Raw genomic sequence first — 23217 nt, forward strand, 5'->3', positions numbered from 1 at the left:
TATTTTTAATTTTAATAATATGCAAAAATACCCCAAAAATTGACCGCTTGTTTTAGGATTTTAAGCGGTGTGCTAATATATTAGCAATCTATTTATCCATTACAAACACAACTGAAATAACATTGGAGAGATTATGCCTATTTTACGTTCAGCAACCTCAACGCAAGGTCGCAATATGGCAGGCGCACGTGCATTATGGCGTGCAACAGGAATGAAAGAAAACGACTTCGGCAAACCGATTATTGCCGTGGTAAATTCATTTACCCAATTTGTACCGGGTCACGTCCACTTACGTGATATGGGTAAACTGGTTGCTGAACAAATTGAAGCAGCTGGCGGTGTTGCAAAAGAATTTAATACAATTGCAGTGGATGACGGTATCGCAATGGGTCACGGTGGTATGCTTTACTCATTACCAAGCCGTGATTTAATTGCTGACTCGGTGGAATATATGGTCAACGCGCACTGTGCCGATGCGATGGTGTGTATTTCAAACTGTGACAAAATCACCCCGGGAATGTTAATGGCAGCAATGCGCTTAAATATTCCAGCGGTATTTGTGTCAGGCGGTCCGATGGAAGCGGGTAAAACCAAATTATCCAATCAACTCATCAAATTAGACTTAGTTGATGCAATGATGAAAAGTGCCGACAAAACCGTGTGTGACGATGACGTAGATGCAATCGAAAAATCCGCTTGCCCGACTTGCGGTTCATGCTCAGGTATGTTCACCGCCAACTCAATGAACTGCTTAACCGAAGCATTAGGTTTATCTTTACCGGGCAACGGTTCAATGTTAGCCACCCACGCCGACCGTAAAGAATTATTTTTAACTGCCGGTCGCCAAATCGTTGAACTTTGCAAACGTTATTACGAGCAAGACGATGCGAGCGTATTACCACGTTCAATCGCAACCAAAGCAGCATTTGAAAATGCAATGAGCTTAGATATCGCAATGGGCGGTTCAACCAATACGGTTTTACACTTATTAGCCGCAGCACAAGAAGCGGAAGTGGATTTCACTATGGCGGATATCGACCGCTTATCACGCAAAGTGCCGTGCTTATCGAAAGTTGCCCCAAATACCAATAAATACCATATGGAAGACGTGCACCGTGCCGGCGGTATTATGGCAATTTTAGGCGAACTTGAACGTGCCGATTTATTACATTCAGACACACGTACCGTATTAGGTATGACGATCGGCGAACAGATTGCTAAATACGACATTACCCTCACGAAAGACGAGGCAGTGCATAAATTCTTCCGTGCCGGTCCGGCAGGTATTCGTACTACTAAAGCATTCTCACAAGATTGCCGTTGGGATACGGTAGATGACGACCGTAAAAATGGTTGTATCCGTTCAAAAGAATTTGCCTATAGCCAAGACGGCGGCTTAGCAATGCTGACCGGTAATATCGCACTAGACGGCTGTATCGTAAAAACTGCCGGTGTAGATGAATCCATCTTAAAATTCACCGGTGATGCGATTGTGTTTGAAAGCCAAGAAGAAGCGGTGGAAGGTATTTTAGGCGGTAAAGTGCGTGCAGGTCACGTAGTAATTATTCGTTACGAAGGCCCGAAAGGCGGCCCGGGTATGCAAGAAATGTTGTATCCGACCACTTACTTAAAATCAATCGGTTTAGGCAAAGAATGTGCGTTATTAACTGACGGTCGTTTCTCCGGCGGTACATCAGGTTTATCTATCGGTCACTGCTCACCGGAAGCAGCTTCCGGCGGTACAATCGGTTTAGTGCGTGACGGTGATAAAATCGCGATCGATATTCCAAACCGTTCAATCCAACTTTTAGTTTCAGATGGAGAATTAGCGATCCGCCGTGCGGAACAAGATGCGAAAGGCTGGAAACCGGCAAATCGCCAACGTGAAGTTTCGATGGCGTTGAAAATGTTTGGTCACTTCGCAACCTCTGCAGACAAAGGTGCCGTGCGTGATAAAACCAAACTATAAAATCTATTAATTAAAACTTATAAAAGCGGTCAAATTTCGCTAGAAAATTGCAAAATAATTTGCAAAAATTCGCGCAAATTTGACCGCTTTTTGGTCTCCATTTGAGATCTATTTATTAGGAATGTAAATGTTTGATTTGTTTTTATCGCTAAACCCGATTTTACAAGCGTTTATCGCCGGTTTATTTACTTGGGGCTGTACTGTTTTTGGCGCTGCTTTTGTCTATTTCTTTAAAACGGTAAACCGTAAATTACTTGATGTAATGATGGGCTTTGCCGCCGGTGTGATGATTGCCGCTTCGTTTTGGTCACTACTCGCTCCAGCACTCGAATATGCCGAACCAAGCTATGGATCACTAGCATGGCTACCTGCTGCGGTCGGCTTTCTTGCTGGCGGATTCTTTTTGCGTGTGATCGATCATATCGTTCCGCACTTACATCTAAGTAAACCGCTTGTCGATGCGGAAGGAATGCCGAAGTTCAAAAAGCATCTATCTAAAAGTATGCTATTGTTTTTAGCTATCACTATTCACAATATTCCGGAAGGGCTTGCCCTCGGAGTAACGTTTGGCGCTTTAGCATCCGATGTTGCCGATCACCAAACCATGCTCACCGCTGCTCTCGGTTTAGCCGTCGGGATTGGTTTACAAAACATTCCTGAAGGTTCGTCCCTTTCTTTACCGCTGAGAGGCGAAGGACAAAGCCGCAAAAAATCTTTCTTATGGGGGGCGATGTCTGCGGTGGTTGAACCAATTGCTGCGGTCATCGGTGCGGCATTTGTGCTTTCCATGACAGCAATTCTGCCTTATGCGCTCGCATTCGCTGCCGGCGCGATGATCTTCGTGGTGGTGGAAGAGCTGATTCCTGAGTCGCAAAGTGGCGGAAATACAGATATTGCCACCTTAGGTCTAATGGCGGGATTTGTAATTATGATGGTATTAGATGTCGCTTTAGGCTAAGCTACGCGCCTATTTTGATCGTTACCCAAAGGAATTTGTATGATTTGGTACAAAGCACTGTTTTCACTTCAAGGAAGACTCAATCGTCAGGGCTTTTGGATCGGCTTTGCGATTAACTTTATTTTCTTATTTATTGTCGCAAATTTTTGGTTAAATCCGACCGCTTTCAATCTGATCAGTTTGCTTCCGCTTGCATTATCGTTATATAGCTTATCTGCGGTAATTATTAAACGCCTACACGATCGCAACCGCTCCGGAAAAGCGGTTATCATGGCATTTGTGCCGGTTGTGTGCTATGGTGTATCCCTTTCAGCTCAAGGCACAATGCAATGGTTGCTCGGGATTATGATGCCAATGTTTATCGGTACGATGTTGCTGCTGGAATGGGGTGTATTTAAAGGCAATCCGCAGGCAAACCAGTATGGGGAAAAAGGCTTAAGTATAAAACTTAGATAGCTTAAGGTTAATTTTTATATGTTACTTTTCTTTGCGTTGCCAAAGAAAAGTAACCAAAAGAAAGGCAACCCTACCCAGACTGCCTAATACATACTTTCTTTGGCAACGCAAAGAAAGTAGGAAAAAATTAAACATCAATCAATATTTATCTATACTAAGATTAAAAAAAGAAACTATTAATAATGCCCAAACTAAACTATCACAAAACTCATTTTTTAACTTCTGCACCGAATATCCGTCATTTACCGGAAGACAATGGTGTGGAAATTGCCTTCGCCGGTCGTTCAAATGCCGGTAAATCTACTGCTCTCAATGCATTAACCAATCAAAAAAACTTAGCTAGAACCTCAAAAACACCGGGACGTACTCAGTTAATTAACTTATTTGAAGTCGAGCCGAATTGTAAGTTGGTCGATCTACCGGGATACGGTTATGCGGCGGTGCCGGAGCAAATGAAGCTCCAATGGCAAAAAGCGTTAGGCGAATACCTACAAAAACGTGAATGCTTACATGGTGTAGTGATCTTGATGGATATTCGCCACCCGTTAAAAGATCTCGACCAACAGATGATCGAATGGGCGGTGTCTGCACAATTACCGGTATTATTACTATTAACTAAAGCGGATAAACTTAGCCAAAGCGCAAGAAGTAAAACGGTAAAAATGGTACGAGAAGCGATTTTACCGTTCCAAGGCGATATTCAAGTCGAAGCTTATTCTGCTCTGAATAAAATCGGTATTGATAAACTAACGGCTAAACTGGACGGCTGGTTTAACGAAGTTTTTGTAGAACAGCAATTATAAAAATTTAAAGCTTATCTTCGGATAAGCTTTCTTTTTACAAAGGACAATTATGTTTTACGGCTATGTGATCAATCTTAATCGACATCCTCAACGTCTCCAGCGTTTTCTAGCCCATTCTGATGCCAAATATTTTGAACGAATACCGGCGATCGATAAAAAAGTATTAGATCTGCTAGATGCGCCAGACTTGTTATTTAATACAGAAAAAATTAAATCCATCATTGGTAGAGAGATTACCTTAGGTGAAATCGCTTGTACCCTCTCGCATATTCGCTGCTGGCAGAAAATTGCGAAAAACCCACAACTTGAATTAACCGATTTTGCCGTGATTGCTGAAGACGATATTCAACTGGTAGAGAACTTTCATTATTTCCTCAGTAATATTCTACAAGAACTGAAAAATCGCCCGAAAATCGAAATTGCATTACTACATAAATTGTCACTATTTCATGAAGGTTTTTATACGGCAAGTGCGGAGCAACGTGATTTCCGCTTTTTAACCGATAATCACTCTTCACTATTTGATGATGATGGTTCGGCGCTTTATGTGATACGTAAAGATCGTGCGATTCAGTTGGTAGAACAATTGAAAACCAACAAACCTTATTGGTTAGCCGATCACTTTACTCATATCTGCCCAAGTCAGAATATGTTGGTGCTGAATCCATTACTCGGAAAAATTGTAAATCCGAATGATTCCGACCTTGAAGCCGATCGAGAAATTGCCAGAGCGAATAAGTCAGTATAGAATGCCAAACAATTTACATTAATAAGGAAAAAACAATGTACGATTTTAATGAATTACGCCAAGAAACGGATGAGATCATCGAAAACCTGTTAAAAGATGGTTCGGATCCTGATGCGCTTTATATTATTGAACACCACGTAGCACACCGTAATTTTGATAAACTGGAAAAATTAGTAGTTGATGCTTATAAACTCGGCTACGAAATTTCAGAAGCGGAAGAAGTTGAGGAAGAGAACGGCAAAGTGATCTTCGTGTGCGATATCGTGAGCGAAGTCAACTTAAATGCCGATATCATTACTGCCCAACAAAAAGAATTACTGCCACTGATTGAAAAAGTCGGTGCGGAATATGAAGGCTGGGGCACTTATTTTGAAGATCCAAATGCGGAAGATGATGAATACGGTGAAGACGGCGAATTCTTCGATGACCAAGATGAAGATTTTGAGTTTGATGAAGAAGAAATTACACATCACTAATAGTTAAAAAATCCCCCATACGCTCGTGTGGGGGATTATTTTATTGTGCTTAAAGCCCTTTTTTGACCCAGTAACGATATGGAGTATTTTCCGTTTCGCTATTCAGCAATTGGTGATCCATAAATTCACAGAAACTTGGAATATCTCGCGTGGTAGCCGGATCATCCGCTACAATTAATAAAACTTCGCCTTCAACCATATTGCGGATGGTTTTGCGAGTAAGCATTACCGGCTCCGGGCAACGTAACCCAAGCGTATCTAATGTTTGATCAATTTTTATATCCGTCATATTTTTCTCTTATGTTTTTATCTTATGAAACAATTATTTACACAACATATCAAGCGACTACAACAAGTCGTTCAAACCATTTTAGAAACTAACTTTCTCAGTGGTTTATGGATTCATTCCGGCACGGCTCGCTATCATTTTTTAGATGATCAATCCGCCCACTTTAAAATAAACCCGCATTTTAACTACTTCTTCCCTTTTCCGACAGCAGAAAATTGCTGGTTATTTTTAGACGGCAAAAATAAGCCGACCGTCTATTTCTTCGCACCGAACGATTATTGGCATACGCCACCAACCGCCCCGACAGACGCTTTTTTTGCCGATGAATTTCAATGGGTGATTTTGCAAGATGCCCAAGAAATTGCAAAATTTATCCAAAATCCGACCGCTTGCGCCTTTATCGGTGAAGATGAAAACTTGGCGAAATCACTTGGTTTCAAGCAAATCAATCCGCAAAAAGTGCTGAATCAGCTCCACTTCGAACGTTCTATCAAAAGTGAATTTGAAATCGAAGCAATCTACCAAGCACAATTTGCCGCGTTAAAAGGTCATCAGGCGGCAAAACAAGCCTTTTTTGAGGGGAAAAGTGAGTTTGAAATTAACCTCGCTTATCTCAAAGCCAGTCAACAATCCGATTTAAACGTGCCTTACGGCAATATTGTTGCAATTAATCAACATTCGGCTATTTTACACTATACTCAGCTTGATTACGCCCCTAATCCGCAACCGCAGAGTTTTCTGATTGACGCAGGGGCAACCGTACACGGTTATGCCTCCGATATTACTCGCACTTATGCGGCTGATCCTAATAGCGAATTTGCGACAATGATCAAGCAAATGGAACAATACAAATATCGCATTATTGAGCAGCTTGCTGTGGGTGTAAACTATCTGAGTTATCATACGCAAATGCAGCAATGGATTGCCGAAATGCTGCACGAATATAATTTTGTCCGCCTTACACCGGAGCAAATTTTTGAAGAAGGAATTTCGAGAGCCTTTCTTCCACACGGCTTAGGGCATTTGCTTGGACTACAAATACACGATGTCGCCGGTTTCCAACAAAATCATCGTGGTACTCGCAAATCACCGCCAGAGGTTTATCCAAGTCTGCGTTGTACTCGTGATTTGGCGGAAAATATGGTGCTGACGATCGAACCGGGCTTCTATTTCATTGATATGTTACTGAATCCGTTGCAAAATAGTCCGCTTGCACGCCATATTAATTGGCAGAAGATCGCTGAATTTAAACAATTTGGCGGTATCCGCACCGAAGACAATATTGTGATGCGTTCACAAGGGGCGGAAAATTTAACCCAAAAGGCGGAAATTGAACTTCAACTTTCTGATCATTAAAGCATTCAAATAAGGAACTGTTATGCCATTTCTTTTTGTCTTATTCGGCATTTTTCTGTATATCTATTGCGAGATCTCATTACTGGTCACAATGGGAGCCCAAATAGGGGTGCTACCGCTGATTTTGTTATTGATCGGTATTTCGGTATTAGGCTTATGGTTTGTGAAATTACGAGGGCTATATACCATTTATTCGATTCGTAGTGAATTAAGCCAAGGCAAAATCCCGACGCAAGCAGTGATCGGCTCACTCCTGTTTATTTTAGCCGGCGTCTTTTTAATTATTCCCGGTTTTTTAAGCGATATTATTGCGATTTTATTAATGTTGCCGGTGACGCGTCATATTGCCGAACGTTATTTAATCAAATTCTTTAAAGCGAAAGTGCGTTTCAACCATTTTTCAAGCGGTCAATTTTCACAGCAAGATAACAATACATTCGATGCCGAATTTGAACGCAAACAAGATCAAGATAAATGGATTAAATAGTGGATAAACATACGCTCGCACTATTGAAAGTACATTTTACCGCCATCTTTTTCGGCGCTTCCGGTATTTTCGGTGCATTAATTGAAAGCAGCCCGGATACACTTGTGCTTGGACGAGTGATGATTGCGCTTGTTTGTATCTCTTTGTATTTTATATGGAAAAAACAACCGCTTGTAAAACTCTCTCGCCAAGCATTCTTTAACCAAGTGCTTTCCGGCGTCTTACTTACCGCCCATTGGGTGACATTTTTCACTGCTGTGCAAGTAGGCGGTGTCGCCTTAGCAACCTTAGGCTTCGCCAGCTTTCCTGCTTTTGTCGCGTTATTTGAAATGCTCTTTTTTAGAGAAAAACTCAGTTATCGTGAAGGCTTTTTACTTGTGGCGATCACTATCGGCTTAATTTTGGTCACACCGGAATTTACTTTTGGCAATCATGCGACATTAGGGCTTTTATGGGGTGTTTTATCCGCTTTGGTCTATGGCGTGTTGGCGGTTGTAAATCGGAAAACTATGAGCAAATTATCCGGTACACAAATGAGCTGGTGGCAATATTTAGTGGCAATGCTGATCCTGTTACCTTTTTCAACAAAAGGCTTAATAAACGCACCTGCCCTCGATTGGTTTTGGATTTTCTGTATCGGTTTTTTCTGTACCACATTGGCATATACGCTATTTGTCTCCAGCCTTGATACGATCAACGCCCGTACCGCTTCGATGATTATCTCGCTTGAACCGGTATATGCCATTGCGATTGCGTGGCTATGTTTTAACGAAGTGCCTACCCTCAAAATGTTGATTGGCGGTGCAATTATTTTACTCTCGGTCGCTTGGGCTAACTTAAAGAAATAAATGATGTTTAAAGCTAAATTTAATCCAAAAAATAAACCTCGTTCTGCAACAAACAAACCGAACTTGCAAAATAGAACCAAAAAACGACCGCTTAAACCACAGCTTTCATTTGAAGATACTGTAGTTGTGTTGTTTAACAAGCCGTTTGACGTGTTAACCCAATTCACTGATGAACAAGGGCGACAAACGCTGAAAGATTTTATTCCGATTCCGCAGGTTTATCCGGTCGGGCGTTTAGATCGTGACAGCGAAGGCTTATTACTGCTGACTAATAACGGCGAAATTCAGCATCGCTTGGCAAACCCCAAATTTGAAAAGCAGAAAACTTATCTCGCACAAGTTGAAGGAATTCCGCAAACCGAGGACTTAGCCAAGCTGGAAAAAGGTCTCGAATTGAAAGACGGCTTAACCAAACCGGCAAAAGCGAAAGCGATTTCCGCCCCGAATTATGAATGGCAAACCGCCCCAAAAATTCGAGAGCGAAAAAATATTCCAACCAGTTGGATCGAGCTAAAAATTCACGAGGGAAAAAACCGCCAAGTGCGCCGAATGACAGCACACATTGGCTTTCCGACCCTGCGATTAATCCGTGTCGGTTTAGGACAATTTCAGCTAGGCGATTTAGATAGCGGCGAATACCGTATTTTAAACGAGACGGAAAAACTCCAATTATTTCAACAAATTGACTTAAAAATTTAATGATTTCGGGAGCAAATATGAAAAGTTATTGGGTATTAGCACATCATTTTGATCTTGCTTTAAAAGATGATGAGATTCCTTTCGGCACCGCCGAACAATTGGGTTTTGCCGGCTTTGCTAAATTACAGGTTGGGACATATCAAAACTCACCGGTTTTTCTGGTGCAATTGGATAAACAAGCGGTCGAAAATCTACAAAATTTTACCATGGTAAATCTACGCTCACAGATTGCTCGCCCGGCGGAACTAGCTCACCTATTACACCGAGCTGTTTCACTTAATCATTTCCTAAATACGCATAAATTTTGCGGAAAATGCGGTGCTCATACCGAACTTGCCAAGAACGAAATTGCCGTACATTGCCCAGATTGCGAACATCGCAGTTATCCGACAATCAGCCCGTCTATTATTGTAGCGGTACGCCGTGGACGACAAATTTTACTTGCCAACCATCTACGTCATAAAGGCACGATTTACACCACATTAGCCGGTTTTGTCGAAGCCGGTGAAGCGATCGAAACCACCGTTCAACGTGAAGTATGGGAAGAAAGCGGCTTAAAAATCAAAAACATCCGCTATTTCGGCAGCCAACCATGGGCATTCCCAAACTCACTGATGCTAGGCTTTCTCGCCGATTACGAAAGCGGTGAAATCACGCTACAAGAGGAAGAAATCTTCGATGCAAAATGGTTCGACTGCGCTCAACCACTCCCAGAACTACCGCCGGAAGGCACAATTGCATTAGAGCTAATCAAAGAAACGTTGAAGATTTGTCGAGCCGATAGATAATGACAACAACAAATCTCTCCATTTAATAGGCTACCTAATTTCCTAACAAGCGGTTAAAATTCACTAAAATTTTACAAAAGAGAATCAAGATGGAAAATACATTCGACATCACGCCATTAAATAATGCGATTTTTCGCTTAGAAGAAGGGCTTACTCGCTATGAGAGTGATATTCGCGATTTACAAATTCGAGACGGACTAATTCAACGGTTCGAATTTACCTATGAAATCAGCCATAAAATGCTTAAACGCTATTTGGAATTTATTACTCCGAATCCTGAGGAATATGACGGAATGAGCTTCCAAGAGATTATTCGTTCGGCAAATGAAAAAGGTTTACTATTAGGTAATTGGGCGGATTGGCGACAATATCGAGATATGCGAAGCCGTACTAGCCATACTTACGATGAAGAAATTGCTCTGCAAGTCGTAGCAGGGATTCCGAAGTTTTTAAGTGAAGCCCAATTTTTACTTCACCAATTACATTTTCCGAATCGGATTTGACATGGAAAGTGGATATTGTAGATTGGGCTTTGACGAGTGAGAATTTTAGGGAAATTATTAAGAAAAATTATTGTATTTTAAATACAGGAAACCATATGAAATTATTAGATCTATCAGAAAGCCAAAATTGTAGAATAGTTTTAAAAGAATGCTATGAAATTTTCTTATCTGAGTTTTTTGTAGATGATATATCTATATCTTGCCAATTACATCAAAAACTAAAAAATGAAAGTTTACATATAGCCTCAGCTTGTAACTTAGCAGGATCTATAGAAGATGTAAGAGAATTTATAGATTCATTAAATATCAATGATGAGAATAATGACAAAATTACTTTTATACATATTAGATTATATTTAACATTATTATTTTATATTTTTGAACAAGCTAAGTCCTTCTACGATAAAATTAAAAATGAGAAGACGTCTTTTGAACAAATGTTTGGTATAAAAAAATATGAGAAGGATGGTAACAATTTAGAACTACTAAAATGTTATGTGAATTTTAGTAAACATCCTAAAGATATAGTACATAGTCACCATCCAACATTTTTTGTAGAAAATGAATATGGAAAGGAGAATAGTGAACAAAAATTTATTTTTGATAGAGATCAATTTTTTAAATTCTACTTAAGAAAGTTAAATAATAATGAACGAGAAATTTTATTTAAAACTATTGCTCAAAAACAAAATATAAAGATTGTATTTGAAGATCTAAAAGATGTAACCAGAGAACTCTCTTTATCAATTAAGGAATTTCTAACATATTGCAGTGATGATGGTATTTTTCAAAAGATAGAAAAAGAATTATCAATAGAACTTCTTTAGGTACATTAAACGATGTATAAATTTACTAATAGTTAAAAATCAAAACACTAATAATAAAGTTAGTAAAAATCTTGTAATTAACTCCATTTTAGAAAACAAATCACCTAGCTCACTCTCGCCCCGTGTGGGAGAGAGACAGCTTGTAAAGCGTTTAGCGAAACAAGCAGAGAGAGGGGAAATTTACAAGCTAATTAAGCTAAAACAAAAACAGGGAGAATTTAATTCTCCCTGTTTTTTAATATTAACTAAATAGCTTACCTAGTACACCTTTCGCTGCTTGTGCTAGTAGGTCGTTAGTATTTAAGTTTTGTAGATCCGGTAATTGACCGTCCGGTGTTAATGTATCAACGATTTTCGGTAAAAATTCCGCTAATAAATCACCCGCATCTTTTTCTTCTACACCCGCTTCTTGTGCCACTGCTTGAAGATTTTCTTGACCGAATACATTTGCGATTTGCTCACCTGATACCGGTGCGTTTTCTTCATCCGCACTGATCCAAGTTTTTAATAGGTCGTCCAAACCGCCTTGTTGTAATTTAGCGATTACGCCTTCAACACCACCTTGAGATTGTAGTAATGCTTGAATTAATTGAAGTGCTGTTGATTGATTGCCGTTACCGCCACTTAATACAGATGATGCGATTGAGCCTAAAATGTTTCCTAACATAGGTTTACTCCGAGAAATGTGCCTAAGCACGTTTTTATTTACTGAGTTGCTACTCAGCCTAGATAATTAAGCGGTTTGATTTGCAAAGTTTTTTGCAATTTTGACCGCTTGTTTCTACCGATTCTAAGCCAGAATTCGGCGAACACGTTCCAAATCTTCTTGCGTATCCACTCCCACTTGAGGTGCTTGTTTGGCAAGTTCGATATGAATTTTTTCTCCGTACCATAACGCACGTAATTGTTCTAATGATTCCAATTGTTCTAATTGCGTCGGTTGCCAAGCCACATATTGTTTTACAAAGCCGGCACGGTATGCATAGATCCCGATATGGCGTAAGTAATTTTGGCTTGCAACAAAAGCATCATCACAATCAGCGAAATGATCACGGGCAAACGGAATCGGCGCACGTGAGAAATAGAGTGCCATACCGTTTTTATCTGCCAGCGCTTTGACGGCATTCGGATTGAAAAGTTCTTCTTTAGTGGTTAATTTTACCGCCAATGTTGCCATATTCACTTGGCAACGATCTAAATTTTCCGCTACTTGAGAAACGATCACCGGCGGAATCAACGGCTCATCGCCTTGCACATTCACGATAATTTCATCATCAGCAATCTGCATCTTTTCAATCACTTCCGCTAAACGTTCCGTGCCTGAATTATGTTGATCCGAGGTAATGCACACTTCCGCGCCAAACGCTTTGGCGGTTGCTTCAATCTCCGGATGGTCGGTCGCAATAATCACCCGTGTTGCACCGGCTTGTTGCGCTTTTTCCCATACGTGCTGAATCATCGGTCTGCCGGCAATATCTAACAACGGTTTACGAGGTAAGCGGCTTGAGGCGTAACGAGCCGGAATAATCACTGTAAAATTCATAACATTTCCTTTATAAAAACTCGGAACATCCGCTCGAATCAACATGGCAAAATTCTTGTGAAATTTAACCGCTTGTTTGAATGAAGCTAATGTTCCGTAAAAATATTTAGGCTTCTAACGCATCTAAGAAACGTTCTGCATCTAACGCCGCCATACAACCCGTACCGGCAGAAGTAATTGCTTGGCGATAGTTATGATCCATAACATCTCCGGCAGCAAACACACCTTCTACGCTAGTCGCGGTCGCATTGCCTTCTAAGCCCGATTTCACTTTAATGTAACCGTTATCCAATTCAAGCTGACCATCAAAAATTGCGGTATTCGGTGCGTGACCGATCGCGACAAAGAAACCATCCACTTTAATTTCTTCTTTGCTCTCGTCTTTGGTAGAAGCTAAACGAACACCTGTTACACCCATATTATCGCCTAACACTTCTTCGACTGTTCTATCGGTGTGAAGAATGATTTTGCTTTCTTCCACACGCTTCTGTAAGCGACCTAATAAAATTTTCTCAGCACGGAAGCTATCACGGCGATGAACTAAATGTACTTCGCTAGCGATATTGGCTAAATATAACGCTTCTTCAACCGCAGTATTACCACCGCCAACAACTGCAACCGGTTTGTTACGGTAGAAGAAACCGTCACAAGTCGCACAAGCCGACACGCCTTTGCCTTTAAACGCCTCTTCCGAATCTAAGCCTAAATATTTTGCCGATGCACCGGTTGCGATAATTAACGCATCACAGGTAAAGGTATTAATATCACCTTTTAATGTGAATGGACGCTTAGATAAATCCACGCTATTAATGTGGTCGAAAACGATTTCCGTATTAAATTTTTCAGCGTGTTTCAGCATTTTATCCATTAAGCCAGTACCGGTGGTATGCTCATATTCTCCCGGCCAGTTTTCAATTTCATCGGTAGTGGTTAATTGACCACCTTGCTGCATACCGGTCACTAATACCGGATTTAAATTCGCACGGGCTGCGTAAACGGCTGCGGTATAACCCGCCGGGCCTGAACCTAAAATTAAAAGTTTTGCGTGTTTAACTGTCATGATGTAATCCTCATCAATAAATATCGTTGCTATTTTAGCGTAAATTTACCGGTAACTCTATTTTCTTCGTTTTCACTCATCTTTTTTTCGATTTTGTGAAGCAGCTAACAGAAATTCGCCTCGAATTTTGGTTAAATTGGGACAAATTCTTCTTTTAAAAGGATATCTGTCTATGAAAAAACTTATCAATTCAATCGAAGCTGTCTTACAAGAACAATTAGCCGGTTTTGCCAAAGCTCATTCGACTCTAGTTCTAAACACTGAGCCGACTTACGTACGCCGTGCAGATGCACCGGTTGCCGGTAAAGTGGCATTGATTTCAGGAGGTGGTAGCGGACACGAACCGATGCATGCCGGTTTTGTTGGTAAGGGAATGTTAGACGGTGCTTGTCCGGGGGCTATTTTTACTTCTCCGACACCGGATCAAATGTTTGAATGCGGTTTAAATGTCGATAGCGGCGAAGGGGTTTTATTACTTATTAAAAATTATACCGGCGATGTGTTGAATTTCGAAACAGCCACCGAACTCCTTGCCGATAGCGGTGTAAAAGTCGCAACCGTACTGATTGATGATGACGTTGCGGTCAAAGACAGTTTATATACCGCCGGTCGCCGTGGCGTTGCCAACACCGTGTTATTAGAAAAACTATTAGGCGCAGCGGCAGATAAAGGCTACAACTTATCGCAATTAGCCGAGTTAGGTTATAAGTTAAATAATGCTGGACATTCGATTGGCATTGCGCTTGGTGCTTGTACCGTACCGGCAGCCGGTAAACCGTCTTTCACTTTAGCCGAAAACGAAATGGAATTTGGCGTGGGGATTCACGGTGAACCGGGTATTGAACGCCGTCCGCTTGAAAATTTGGATAAAACCGTACGCCAAATGTTTGAAACACTCATATCACACGGCGATTATGAGCGTAACGTACGCCGTTGGGATAACGACACCCAACAATGGAATGAAGTGTTAGATAAAAAACAAGTGCTACAAAAAGGCGATCGTGTGATTGCGTTAGTGAATAATTTAGGTGCGGTACCGCTTTCAGAATTATATGGTGTTTACAACGTGCTAGCAGATTGTTGCAAACAATTCGGTTTAACTATTGAGCGTAATTTGGTCGGTTCATTCTGCACTTCATTGGATATGCAAGGCGTTTCCATTACCTTACTGAAAGTAGATGATGAAACTTTAGCACTTTGGGATGCACCGGTTAATACGCCGGCATTACGTTGGGGAGAATAAAATGGCGATTTCAAAACAACAAATTCTGCAATGGCTTGAAAATTGTAATCAGGTGATGACTGAGCAACGAGATTTCCTCACACAGTTGGATACCGAAATCGGCGACGGCGATCACGGCTTAAATATGCAACGCGGTTTTAGCAAGGCGTTAGAAAAAGTTACCACAGTAAGTGATAAAGATATTGGCACTATCTTAAAAACGGTCGGCATGACATTACTCTCTCAAGTCGGCGGTGCGAGCGGGCCTTTATACGGCACCTTATTTATCAAAGGTTCACAAGTTGCTAATGGTAAAGAACAACTTACTTTTGAAGAACTTGTTAGCGTCTTCAAAGCCGGTGTGGAAGGCATTGTCGCTCGCGGACGAGCTGAACTGGGAGATAAAACTATGTGTGATGTTTGGCTTCCGTTGCTTGATGAATTAGCTCAAGCGGATCACACTCAACCTGAAGCGGTTCTACTTCATCAAGCGGTCGAAAAAGCCAAAAATTTTGCAAATGCAACCGTACCGATGATGGCTAAAAAAGGACGTGCCAGCTATTTAGGCGAACGCAGTATCGGTCATGCGGATCCTGGAGCAACGTCAAGTTATTATCTTATTAAAGCCTTATCGGAAGCGGTTAAATAGGAGTAATAATGGTTAATTTAGTGATTGTTTCACATAGTAAACAGCTTGGAGAAGGTGTGGCAGAAATTACCCGCCAAATGGCACAAGGATCGTGCCAAATTGCTGTAGCTGCCGGTATTGATGATCCGGATAATTCGATTGGCACAGATGCGGTAAAAATTATGAATGCGATTGAAGAAGTCTTCAGCGAAGACGGTGTAGTGATCTTTGTCGACCTTGGTAGTGCGATTTTAAGTGCGGAAACAGCGCTTGATTTACTTGAGCCTGAAAAAGCGGAAAAAGTGGTAATTAGCTATGCGCCGCTGGTTGAGGGCGCATTTGCCGCTGCGGTAGCCGCTGCCGGAGGCGATGATTTGGCTTCAGTATTACAAGAAGCGAATGAAGCGGCCGCGTTAAAACAGCAACAAGCGGTCTAATTTTCTGAAAAATTTACCAAATAAAAAATGAGGCGAAAGTGTTACTCCGCCTCATTTTTTTGCTTCAAATACAATTAATAGAGCAATGAATAAAGCTGACGTCTAAATTTCGGCACAACAGGATCGTTACCCAAAGCAGAAAGAATCGCTAAAAATTGACTTTTCACTTCACCATTTGCACTATTTAAATCGGCTTTTAGCCAATCAAACAGTAGCACTAACGCCTCTTCATTTTTATGTGCTTGATGTAACTGATTTGCTAAACGAATCGCAATTTCCGGCGTTTTGTTATTTGCATAATCTGCTTGTAATTGCTGTAATTCAGGCGATTCATTCGCTTGTTCTAACAACTTAATCTGTGCTTGTAAACCGTTCCAACGACTATCACGATCTTGAATCGGAATCTGCTTTAAGATTTCTCGAGCTTCTTCCACTTTCTTCATCACAATAAAAGTTTCTGCATACAACAAGGCGAAATCACTGTTTTTCTTATCGGTCATTTCCCAAGCTGATTTGAGTAGCGGTAATGCCTCTTCATAACGCTGATCTTGTAACAATTCCAAAGCTTGATTGAATTTAAGCTCTTCTTCTTTCGGTAAAATATTGGCTAAACGAACTCGCATTTCTTGCTCGGAAATCGCCCCTTGAATCATATCAACCGGCTGCCCGCCTGCAAAAAGATACAGGGTCGGAATCGTTTGAATTCTAAATTGGGCTACCAATGCTTGCTGTTCATCACAATTTACCGTAGCTAATAAAAATTGCGCCGGATTTTCATCCGCTAATCGGCGCAATAATGAATCCATTTCCAGTGAAGCCACTTCTCTCGGTGAGATAAAATTAAACACGACCGGTACTTGTGCCGCCGCGTTCCACACTTCACTAAAATTACTTTCGGTGACATTGACAAAATAATTCATACTATTTCCCTAATCTAAAAAAATCGGCAATATTATTATAGCTGATTTTTAGTAAGCCGTTTCAATCGGTAAACCGCTTCGTTCCCAGCCGTCAAAGCCGCCTTTTACACTATATACGCGATCAAAGCCCTGCTCGACTAAAAATTGCGCCGTATTACGGCTACTTACACCGTGGTAACAAATTACAATCACCGGTTCTTCATAATCAACTTCATCTAGAAAACGTCCATAGCTTTCATTGGTTAAATGAAACGCATCCTGTGGGTGACTATAAACATAACGGCGTGCATCACGAATATCCGCAAGTGTCGCGCCTTCATTTTCGATTAATTCCCATGCTTGCTGCGGGCTAATTTCAGTAAATGTTTCGCTCATATTTCGCATTACACCTTATTTATATAACAAAAAAATAACAAGCGAATATAGCATAATCTATTTACAAAAATAAACGAGAATACCTATTATTACGAGTTGAATTTTTTGCCTCACTTAGTATAATTACGAACCATTTTCATTATACAGTATCACCTGTCTTCTATATTTTTATATCGTTTCCGAGGATTTTATGGAACAAATGCTTGAACTTTTACAAGATCATGTAGATTACATTATCTTAGGTTTATTATTATTAATGAGTATTGTGTTAGTATGGAAAATTATTGAGCGCGTACTCTTTTACAAACAGCTTGATGTCACCAAATATAAAACCCTCCAAGATTTAGAAATCGATACAACTCGTAACCTCACTACTATCTCGACTATCGGTGCTAACGCCCCTTATATCGGTTTATTAGGAACCGTATTAGGTATCTTACTTACCTTCTATCACTTAGGTCATTCCGGCGGTGAAATTGATGCTGCATCAATTATGGTGCATTTATCACTTGCATTAAAAGCAACTGCAGCAGGTATCTTAGTCGCAATTCCGGCAATGATGTTCTACAGCGGTTTCAACCGTAAAGTAGATGAAAGCAAACTAAAATGGCAAGCCATTCAAGCCCGTAAAGTCAATCAATAAGCGATCAAATTTCACTTATTTTTTGCAACTCAATCAGGTTTCTTATGAAAAAATTTGACGAAATTAATATTATTCCGTTCATCGACATTATGTTGGTGCTATTAGCGATCGTGCTTGTTACCGCCTCATTTATTTCACAAGGCAAAATTCAAGTAAACGTACCGAAAGCAACCACGACCCAAACGATGAAAGCGGACGAATTAGCCAAACTTCTTACGATTACAGAAAACAACGAATTCTATTTCAACGACCAACCAATTACTAAAGAAGCGCTCACAACAGAGATTGCCACTTGGGACAAAACCCAAAAAGTAACCCTAAAAGTAGATGGTGCGGTAGCATTTGAAAAATTTGTTGAACTCACCGATATACTCTCTGCGAATGAAATTAAAAACGTCGCTATCGTAACGAAGAAAGATACAGCCAAAAAATAGGATACGAGTATGAAGAAAAAACATTCTCGTATCGGGTTAGTCAGTTCTATTGTTATTCACACCTTTGTTTTTGCCGGTTTCATTTCGATGGTAAAAAATTCTCATTCGGACGGTCAGCCTGAAGATAATGTAATGTCGATGGAATTAGTCGCCGCTTTATTAGAGCAGCCTCAAGTTGCAGTGGCAGAAGAACAACCGGCACAGACGGAACCGGAAAAACCTGAAGCGGAACCGGAGCAGGAACCTGAAGCAGAAGCAATACCTGAACCAAAACCTCAGCCTAAACCGAAAGAAAAGCCAAAAGAAAAACCGAAGGAAAAGCCAAAAGAGCAACCGAAGCCTAAGGAAAAAGAAAAACCTAAAAAAGAGAAAGCTAAAGATAAGCCGATAAAAGCATTAGAAAAAGGTCCTGAAGCGAAACAAGGCATTGTTGCAAAAACTATACCGAATGCAGTACAGGGTACGCAAATGCGCGCCGGTATTCCGAATGGTAAACCAAACGGAAATCCTAACGGTACTTCGGCAAACGGCTCCTCAAATGGTGCAGCGGGCGGCAATGGTAGTGGCAGTTCCGGCAGTGAAATCGGTGCTTATAAAGCGGCATTGCAACGTGCATTACAGCGTCGAGCCAATAATGCTTATCCCGCTCGAGAAAAAATGATGCGTAAAACAGGTGCAGTTACCATTGGTTTTAGCGTATCGTCTTCCGGTGATTTAACCAATGTAAAAGTGTTAAACAGCTCCGGTAACAGCAATCTTGATAACGCAGCAGTCAAAGCGGCACAAAGTACCAAAGTGTCACCGCCACCGGCTGGATTCCCAAGTAATGTTACTGTTCCGGTAAAATTCTCGATTGAATAAACTTTGCAAATAAGCTCCCTCACGGGAGCTTATTTTTTACTTAAAACAAGCGGTCATTTTTCACTAACATTTTGCAAAAAAATCGGCAAAAGATAACCGCTTGCCTAAAGCGAGGTGCTTAAGTAAAATAAACCGTTTCTATTTTTATTTATACAAATTGAGGAAAATGTAATGTTTGGAAAAGGCGGCTTAGGCGGTTTAATGAAACAAGCTCAGCAAATGCAAGAGCGCATGCAAAAAATGCAAGAAGAAATCGCACAACTTGAAGTAACCGGCGAATCTGGTGCAGGTTTAGTAAAAGTAACAATCAATGGTGCACATAACTGCCGTCGTATTGAGATCGATCCGTCATTAATGGAAGACGATAAAGAAATGGTGGAAGACTTAGTTGCCGCCGCATTCAATGATGCCGTTCGCCGTGCAGAAGAAATGCAAAAAGAAAAAATGGCAAGCGTGACTGCTGGCATGCAATTACCACCGGGCATGAAATTCCCATTCTAATCTAGTGATAATGGATAGTTAGCTTTATTGCAGCTATCCATTATTAATTTTCAACTATCCATTCCTATTTATGCAAATTAGCCCTTTACTCGAAAACCTTATGGAAGCCCTGCGTGTATTACCCGGTGTCGGCCCGAAATCCGCACAGCGTATGGCATATCATTTATTACAACGCAATCGTTCCGGCGGTGTAAACTTATCTAAAGCCTTGAATGAAGCGATGACGCATATCGGTCATTGTAACTCTTGTCGTACGTTTACCGAAGAAGACGAATGCAATATTTGTAAAAATCCTCGCCGCCAAATGAACGGTCAACTTTGTGTGGTTGAAATGCCGGAAGATATTCAAGCAATTGAACAAACCGGACAGTTTTCAGGGCGTTACTTTGTATTAATGGGGCATCTTTCGCCGTTGGACGGAATTGGACCGAGAGAAATTGGCTTAGATCTGTTACAAAGCCGTTTAGAAAACGAATCTTTTCACGAAGTCATTCTTGCCACTAATCCGACGATTGAAGGTGATGCCACCGCCAATTATATTGCGGAAATGTGCCGTATCCACAATGTGAAAGTGACTCGCATTGCACATGGGATTCCGGTTGGCGGCTCATTAGAAATGGTAGACGGCACAACCCTTTCCCACTCTTTTGCCGGCAGACGAGATATTTCGTTGTAAGGTGAAAAGGTTATTTGGCTAGTCATAAAAGTCTGATACAATCACTCAGGTATTAATCACTAGAGGTTATCATGGAAACTATCGATACTATTGAAAAAATCAAAAAACAAATCAGCGAAAACCCAATTCTTCTTTATATGAAAGGTTCGCCGAAATTCCCTTCATGCGGTTTCTCTGCTCGTGCGGTGGAAGCGGTAATTAACTGCCAAGTACCATTCGGTTATGTAGATATTTTAACTAACCCGGATATTCGTGCTGAATTACCCAAATTCGCAAACTGGCCGACTTTCCCACAATTATGGGTAGAAGGCGAATTAATCGGTGGTTGTGACATCGTATTAGAAATGTTCCAAAAAAGTGAATTACAAACCTTATTAAAAGAAGTTGCGGCTAAACACGCTTAATTCTTTTACAAACATTCGGCCCAAGCAATTCACTTGGGCTTTTTTTCGACAAAAAAATGCCATTTTGCTCTTACATTCCGCTTCGTTTTTGGCTTACAATGTAAAAATTCATTTGTAATAAATAACAATAAGGACACAACAACATGGCTTTAAAAGATTTAGATTGGGCTAATTTAGGCTTTTCCTACATTAAAACGGATTATCGCTTCATTGCACACTGGAAAGACGGTAAATGGGATGAAGGTCAATTAACTACAGATAACACACTCCACATTCACGAAGGTTCAACCGCACTTCACTACGGTCAGCAATGTTTCGAAGGCTTAAAAGCCTATCGTTGCAAAGACGGTTCAATTAACTTATTCCGCCCTGAAGAAAATGCAAAACGTATGCAAGGCACTGCGCGCCGTTTGTTAATGGCAGAAGTACCGACCGAATTATTTGTGCGTGCTTGTACAGAAGTGGTAAAAGCAAACCAAGATTGGTTAGGCCCATACGGTTCAGGTGCAACGCTTTACTTACGTCCGTTCTTAATCGGCGTCGGTGAAAATATCGGTGTTAAAGCGGCGCCGGAATACATTTTCTCGGTATTCTGTTGTCCGGTTGGTGCTTATTTCAAAGGCGGTTTAGCACCGTCTAACTTCATCACAACCGACTACGACCGTGCTGCACCAATGGGAACCGGCGGTGTTAAAGTGGGTGGTAACTACGCGGCAAGTTTATTACCACACGAATTAGCGGCAGAACAAGGTACTGCAACACGCAAATTTGCCGATGCGATCTACCTTGATCCGAAAACTCATACCAAAATTGAAGAAGTGGGTGCAGCAAACTTCTTTGGTATTACCAAAGACAACAAATTTATTACCCCTGCGTCAGAATCGATCTTACCAAGTATTACCAAATACTCGTTATTACATATCGCTAAAGAGCGTTTAGGTATGGAAACGGTTGAAGGCGATGTATATATCGATCAATTAGATCAATTTGCCGAAGCCGGCGCTTGCGGTACAGCGGCAGTAATTACGCCGGTTGGTGGTATTCAACATAAAGATAACTTCCACGTATTCTATTCGGAAACGGAAGTTGGCCCGGTAACAAAACGCTTATATGCGGAACTTACCGGTATCCAATTCGGTGATGTTGAAGCACCGGAAGGCTGGATTGTTAAAGTAGAATAAGCCGATTTAAGCTGTGACAAGCGGTAAAATTTTGCAATTTTTTTGCAAATTTCTACCGCTTGTTTTCTTTCAAATATAAGGAATATTATGATTCAACGTATTGATGTCAGTAAACGTTTCTCTGAAGTTGCCATTTATAACGGCGTGGCTTATCTCGCCGGGCAAGTGCCGACTGACGATAGCCAAGACGCTTATCAGCAAACCAAACAAGTGCTTGCGGAAATTGATAAATTCTTAGCTAAAGCTAATACCGATAAAAGCAAAATCTTAATGGCAACCGTTTATCTTGCAAATATGGCTTATTATGATGAGATAAACCGTGCTTGGGACGAATGGGTAGCAGAAAATAATGCACCGCCACGTGCTGCGGTGGAGGCAAGACTTGCAAATCCGAACTGGAAGGTTGAAATCGTAGTGAATGCTGCGGTATAACTAAAAGCGTGGGCTGATCAGGCTAACCCACGCTTTTTTATTATAGGAGGTAATATGCGATCCCCATTTTATCGCCACGCACATATATTCTTAATCGGTGGCGCTGCTGATCAAGAACCTTATTATTTTGTTGGCCCGCTCCGCAATATCAGCCTAGCAAAACAAAGGCTGGTAAGAAAAATTAAAAGCTATATCCCCAATCACGAGCAAATCCGTATTCACACGCTTGGTTACAACCATATTTTTCATCTTAGTGACATTGAATTAAATGTGTTAATCAAAATTCAACCGCAAGATCTTATCTATATTATCGGACACAGTTTAGGCGGTTGGAACGCCCCACATTTAGCCAGAATTTTAAAAGACAAAGGCTATCGTGTACGCTTGCTCGCGACCCTTGATCCGGTGGGAGAAGGTACACTCGTTTGGATTGGCTCAAATATCTATAAAACACCACAACCCCAACCAAATGCCGATTTATGGATTAATATTCGTGCTGAAACCAAAGCTGAACACGATTTATCCGATATTGTCGCTCGCCTCGGTCAACAATGGAACTTAACCAATGAACCGGATATTAATCAAACGCTCAATATTCACCATGCCAATGCGCAACGAATGCTAAGTACGAAATTACAAACCGGAAAATCAATTCTGGATTACCTTGTTGAAAACCTACAACAATTACTCTAA

At 40.9% G+C, this 23217-nt stretch carries 31 protein-coding genes and 1 pseudogene; 26 read left to right on the top strand and 6 right to left on the bottom strand.

Features of this window, described 5'->3' with window-relative positions; all coding sequences use genetic code 11:
• Positions 1-133: 133 nt before the first annotated feature.
• From ilvD to rraB, 6 genes are all read left to right on the top strand, one after another.
• Positions 134-1969 (top strand): dihydroxy-acid dehydratase, encoded by a 1836-nt coding sequence (gene ilvD, locus C228_RS0103205; RefSeq protein WP_018651263.1) that lies wholly within the window; start codon positions 134-136, stop codon positions 1967-1969.
• A gap of 127 nt (positions 1970-2096) precedes the next feature.
• Complete coding sequence (locus C228_RS0103210) at positions 2097-2927, top strand: ZIP family metal transporter (protein ID WP_018651264.1); 831 nt, start codon at positions 2097-2099, stop codon at positions 2925-2927.
• 39 nt (positions 2928-2966) lie between these two features.
• A complete protein-coding gene (locus tag C228_RS0103215; RefSeq protein ID WP_018651265.1) occupies positions 2967-3383 on the top strand; it encodes a DUF805 domain-containing protein in 417 nt (138 codons plus the stop codon).
• A 182-nt stretch (positions 3384-3565) separates the two neighbouring features.
• Entirely contained in the window at positions 3566-4186 is a 621-nt protein-coding gene (gene yihA, locus C228_RS0103220; protein WP_018651266.1) for a ribosome biogenesis GTP-binding protein YihA/YsxC, read from the top strand.
• A gap of 49 nt (positions 4187-4235) precedes the next feature.
• Positions 4236-4934 carry a glycosyltransferase family 25 protein gene (locus C228_RS0103225; protein ID WP_018651267.1) on the top strand — a complete coding sequence of 233 codons (699 nt, stop codon included), beginning with the start codon at positions 4236-4238 and terminating at the stop codon, positions 4932-4934.
• 35 nt (positions 4935-4969) lie between these two features.
• Entirely contained in the window at positions 4970-5410 is a 441-nt protein-coding gene (gene rraB / locus C228_RS0103230) for a ribonuclease E inhibitor RraB (RefSeq protein WP_018651268.1), read from the top strand.
• 49 nt (positions 5411-5459) lie between these two features.
• Here rraB and tusA read toward each other — a convergent pair whose 3' ends face one another.
• Positions 5460-5699 carry a sulfurtransferase TusA gene (gene tusA, locus C228_RS0103235; RefSeq protein ID WP_018651269.1) on the bottom strand — a complete coding sequence of 80 codons (240 nt, stop codon included), beginning with the start codon at positions 5697-5699 and terminating at the stop codon, positions 5460-5462.
• A gap of 24 nt (positions 5700-5723) precedes the next feature.
• Here tusA and pepQ point away from each other — a divergent pair, with 24 nt between their 5' ends.
• The 8 genes and pseudogenes from pepQ to C228_RS0103270 all read left to right on the top strand — a co-directional run bounded on the left by pepQ (position 5724) and on the right by C228_RS0103270 (position 11207).
• A complete protein-coding gene (gene pepQ / locus C228_RS0103240) occupies positions 5724-7055 on the top strand; it encodes a Xaa-Pro dipeptidase (RefSeq protein WP_026313166.1) in 1332 nt (443 codons plus the stop codon).
• Positions 7056-7077: 22 nt separating this feature from the next.
• Positions 7078-7542 (top strand): FxsA family protein, encoded by a 465-nt coding sequence (locus C228_RS0103245; RefSeq protein ID WP_018651271.1) that lies wholly within the window; start codon positions 7078-7080, stop codon positions 7540-7542.
• A complete protein-coding gene (locus tag C228_RS0103250; RefSeq protein WP_018651272.1) occupies positions 7542-8390 on the top strand; it encodes a DMT family transporter in 849 nt (282 codons plus the stop codon). Before C228_RS0103245 ends, C228_RS0103250 begins: the two co-directional genes overlap by 1 nt.
• On the top strand, positions 8391-9089 hold the full coding sequence (locus C228_RS0103255; RefSeq protein ID WP_018651273.1) for a pseudouridine synthase: 699 nt from the start codon (positions 8391-8393) through the stop codon (positions 9087-9089). It abuts the gene before it with no gap.
• The gene (gene nudC, locus C228_RS0103260; protein ID WP_026313167.1) at positions 9089-9877 is read left to right on the top strand and encodes an NAD(+) diphosphatase; all 789 of its coding nucleotides are present in this window, start codon (positions 9089-9091) and stop codon (positions 9875-9877) included. Before C228_RS0103255 ends, nudC begins: the two co-directional genes overlap by 1 nt.
• Before the next feature lie 89 nt (positions 9878-9966).
• Positions 9967-10380 (top strand): nucleotidyltransferase substrate binding protein, encoded by a 414-nt coding sequence (locus C228_RS0103265; RefSeq protein WP_018651275.1) that lies wholly within the window; start codon positions 9967-9969, stop codon positions 10378-10380.
• Positions 10362-10460: pseudogene (locus tag C228_RS15140) on the top strand (nucleotidyltransferase family protein); the annotation flags it as partial. The gene C228_RS0103265 and the pseudogene C228_RS15140, both read left to right, overlap by 19 nt.
• A gap of 15 nt (positions 10461-10475) precedes the next feature.
• On the top strand, positions 10476-11207 hold the full coding sequence (locus C228_RS0103270; RefSeq protein ID WP_018651276.1) for a hypothetical protein: 732 nt from the start codon (positions 10476-10478) through the stop codon (positions 11205-11207).
• 241 nt (positions 11208-11448) lie between these two features.
• Here the strand turns inward: C228_RS0103270 and C228_RS0103275 are convergent, their stop codons facing one another.
• The 3 genes from C228_RS0103275 to trxB form a co-directional block, all read right to left on the bottom strand.
• Complete coding sequence (locus C228_RS0103275; protein ID WP_018651277.1) at positions 11449-11874, bottom strand: YidB family protein; 426 nt, start codon at positions 11872-11874, stop codon at positions 11449-11451.
• A gap of 123 nt (positions 11875-11997) precedes the next feature.
• Positions 11998-12750: a 3-deoxy-manno-octulosonate cytidylyltransferase gene (gene kdsB, locus C228_RS0103280; RefSeq protein WP_018651278.1), complete on the bottom strand. Its 753-nt coding sequence runs from the start codon at positions 12748-12750 to the stop codon at positions 11998-12000.
• Between the two features lie 106 nt (positions 12751-12856).
• A complete protein-coding gene (gene trxB / locus C228_RS0103285) occupies positions 12857-13810 on the bottom strand; it encodes a thioredoxin-disulfide reductase (RefSeq protein WP_018651279.1) in 954 nt (317 codons plus the stop codon).
• 172 nt (positions 13811-13982) lie between these two features.
• Between trxB and dhaK the strand changes: the two genes are divergently transcribed.
• From dhaK to dhaM, 3 genes are read left to right on the top strand one after another with little or no spacing between them, the layout of a single operon-like run.
• Complete coding sequence (dhaK, locus tag C228_RS0103290) at positions 13983-15053, top strand: dihydroxyacetone kinase subunit DhaK (RefSeq protein ID WP_018651280.1); 1071 nt, start codon at positions 13983-13985, stop codon at positions 15051-15053.
• Between the two features lies 1 nt (position 15054).
• Complete coding sequence (dhaL, locus tag C228_RS0103295) at positions 15055-15681, top strand: dihydroxyacetone kinase subunit DhaL (RefSeq protein ID WP_018651281.1); 627 nt, start codon at positions 15055-15057, stop codon at positions 15679-15681.
• Between the two features lie 8 nt (positions 15682-15689).
• Positions 15690-16097, top strand: a complete 408-nt coding sequence (gene dhaM / locus C228_RS0103300) for a dihydroxyacetone kinase phosphoryl donor subunit DhaM (protein ID WP_018651282.1) — start codon at positions 15690-15692, stop codon at positions 16095-16097.
• A 74-nt stretch (positions 16098-16171) separates the two neighbouring features.
• Here dhaM and C228_RS0103305 read toward each other — a convergent pair whose 3' ends face one another.
• Both C228_RS0103305 and glpE read right to left on the bottom strand, forming a co-directional pair.
• Positions 16172-17017: a co-chaperone YbbN gene (locus tag C228_RS0103305; RefSeq protein WP_018651283.1), complete on the bottom strand. Its 846-nt coding sequence runs from the start codon at positions 17015-17017 to the stop codon at positions 16172-16174.
• 48 nt (positions 17018-17065) lie between these two features.
• The gene (glpE, locus tag C228_RS0103310) at positions 17066-17392 is read right to left on the bottom strand and encodes a thiosulfate sulfurtransferase GlpE (RefSeq protein WP_018651284.1); all 327 of its coding nucleotides are present in this window, start codon (positions 17390-17392) and stop codon (positions 17066-17068) included.
• Positions 17393-17582: 190 nt separating this feature from the next.
• On the opposite strand from glpE, the gene exbB reads away from it, so the two are divergent.
• From exbB to C228_RS0103355, 9 genes are all read left to right on the top strand, one after another.
• A complete protein-coding gene (gene exbB, locus C228_RS0103315; protein WP_018651285.1) occupies positions 17583-18035 on the top strand; it encodes a TonB-system energizer ExbB in 453 nt (150 codons plus the stop codon).
• Between the two features lie 44 nt (positions 18036-18079).
• On the top strand, positions 18080-18469 hold the full coding sequence (gene exbD, locus C228_RS0103320) for a TonB system transport protein ExbD (RefSeq protein WP_018651286.1): 390 nt from the start codon (positions 18080-18082) through the stop codon (positions 18467-18469).
• A 9-nt stretch (positions 18470-18478) separates the two neighbouring features.
• Positions 18479-19330: an energy transducer TonB family protein gene (locus tag C228_RS0103325; RefSeq protein ID WP_018651287.1), complete on the top strand. Its 852-nt coding sequence runs from the start codon at positions 18479-18481 to the stop codon at positions 19328-19330.
• Between the two features lie 171 nt (positions 19331-19501).
• On the top strand, positions 19502-19831 hold the full coding sequence (locus tag C228_RS0103330; protein WP_005600053.1) for a YbaB/EbfC family nucleoid-associated protein: 330 nt from the start codon (positions 19502-19504) through the stop codon (positions 19829-19831).
• Positions 19832-19901: 70 nt separating this feature from the next.
• Entirely contained in the window at positions 19902-20507 is a 606-nt protein-coding gene (recR, locus tag C228_RS0103335; protein WP_018651288.1) for a recombination mediator RecR, read from the top strand.
• Between the two features lie 80 nt (positions 20508-20587).
• Entirely contained in the window at positions 20588-20911 is a 324-nt protein-coding gene (grxD, locus tag C228_RS0103340) for a Grx4 family monothiol glutaredoxin (RefSeq protein ID WP_026313168.1), read from the top strand.
• Positions 20912-21054: 143 nt separating this feature from the next.
• A complete protein-coding gene (locus C228_RS0103345) occupies positions 21055-22092 on the top strand; it encodes a branched-chain amino acid aminotransferase (protein ID WP_018651290.1) in 1038 nt (345 codons plus the stop codon).
• 87 nt (positions 22093-22179) lie between these two features.
• On the top strand, positions 22180-22524 hold the full coding sequence (locus C228_RS0103350; RefSeq protein WP_018651291.1) for a RidA family protein: 345 nt from the start codon (positions 22180-22182) through the stop codon (positions 22522-22524).
• A 54-nt stretch (positions 22525-22578) separates the two neighbouring features.
• Positions 22579-23217 (top strand): hypothetical protein, encoded by a 639-nt coding sequence (locus C228_RS0103355; protein WP_018651292.1) that lies wholly within the window; start codon positions 22579-22581, stop codon positions 23215-23217.

This window comes from Actinobacillus capsulatus DSM 19761, from assembly GCF_000374285.1.
Lineage (GTDB): Bacteria > Pseudomonadota > Gammaproteobacteria > Enterobacterales > Pasteurellaceae > Actinobacillus > Actinobacillus capsulatus.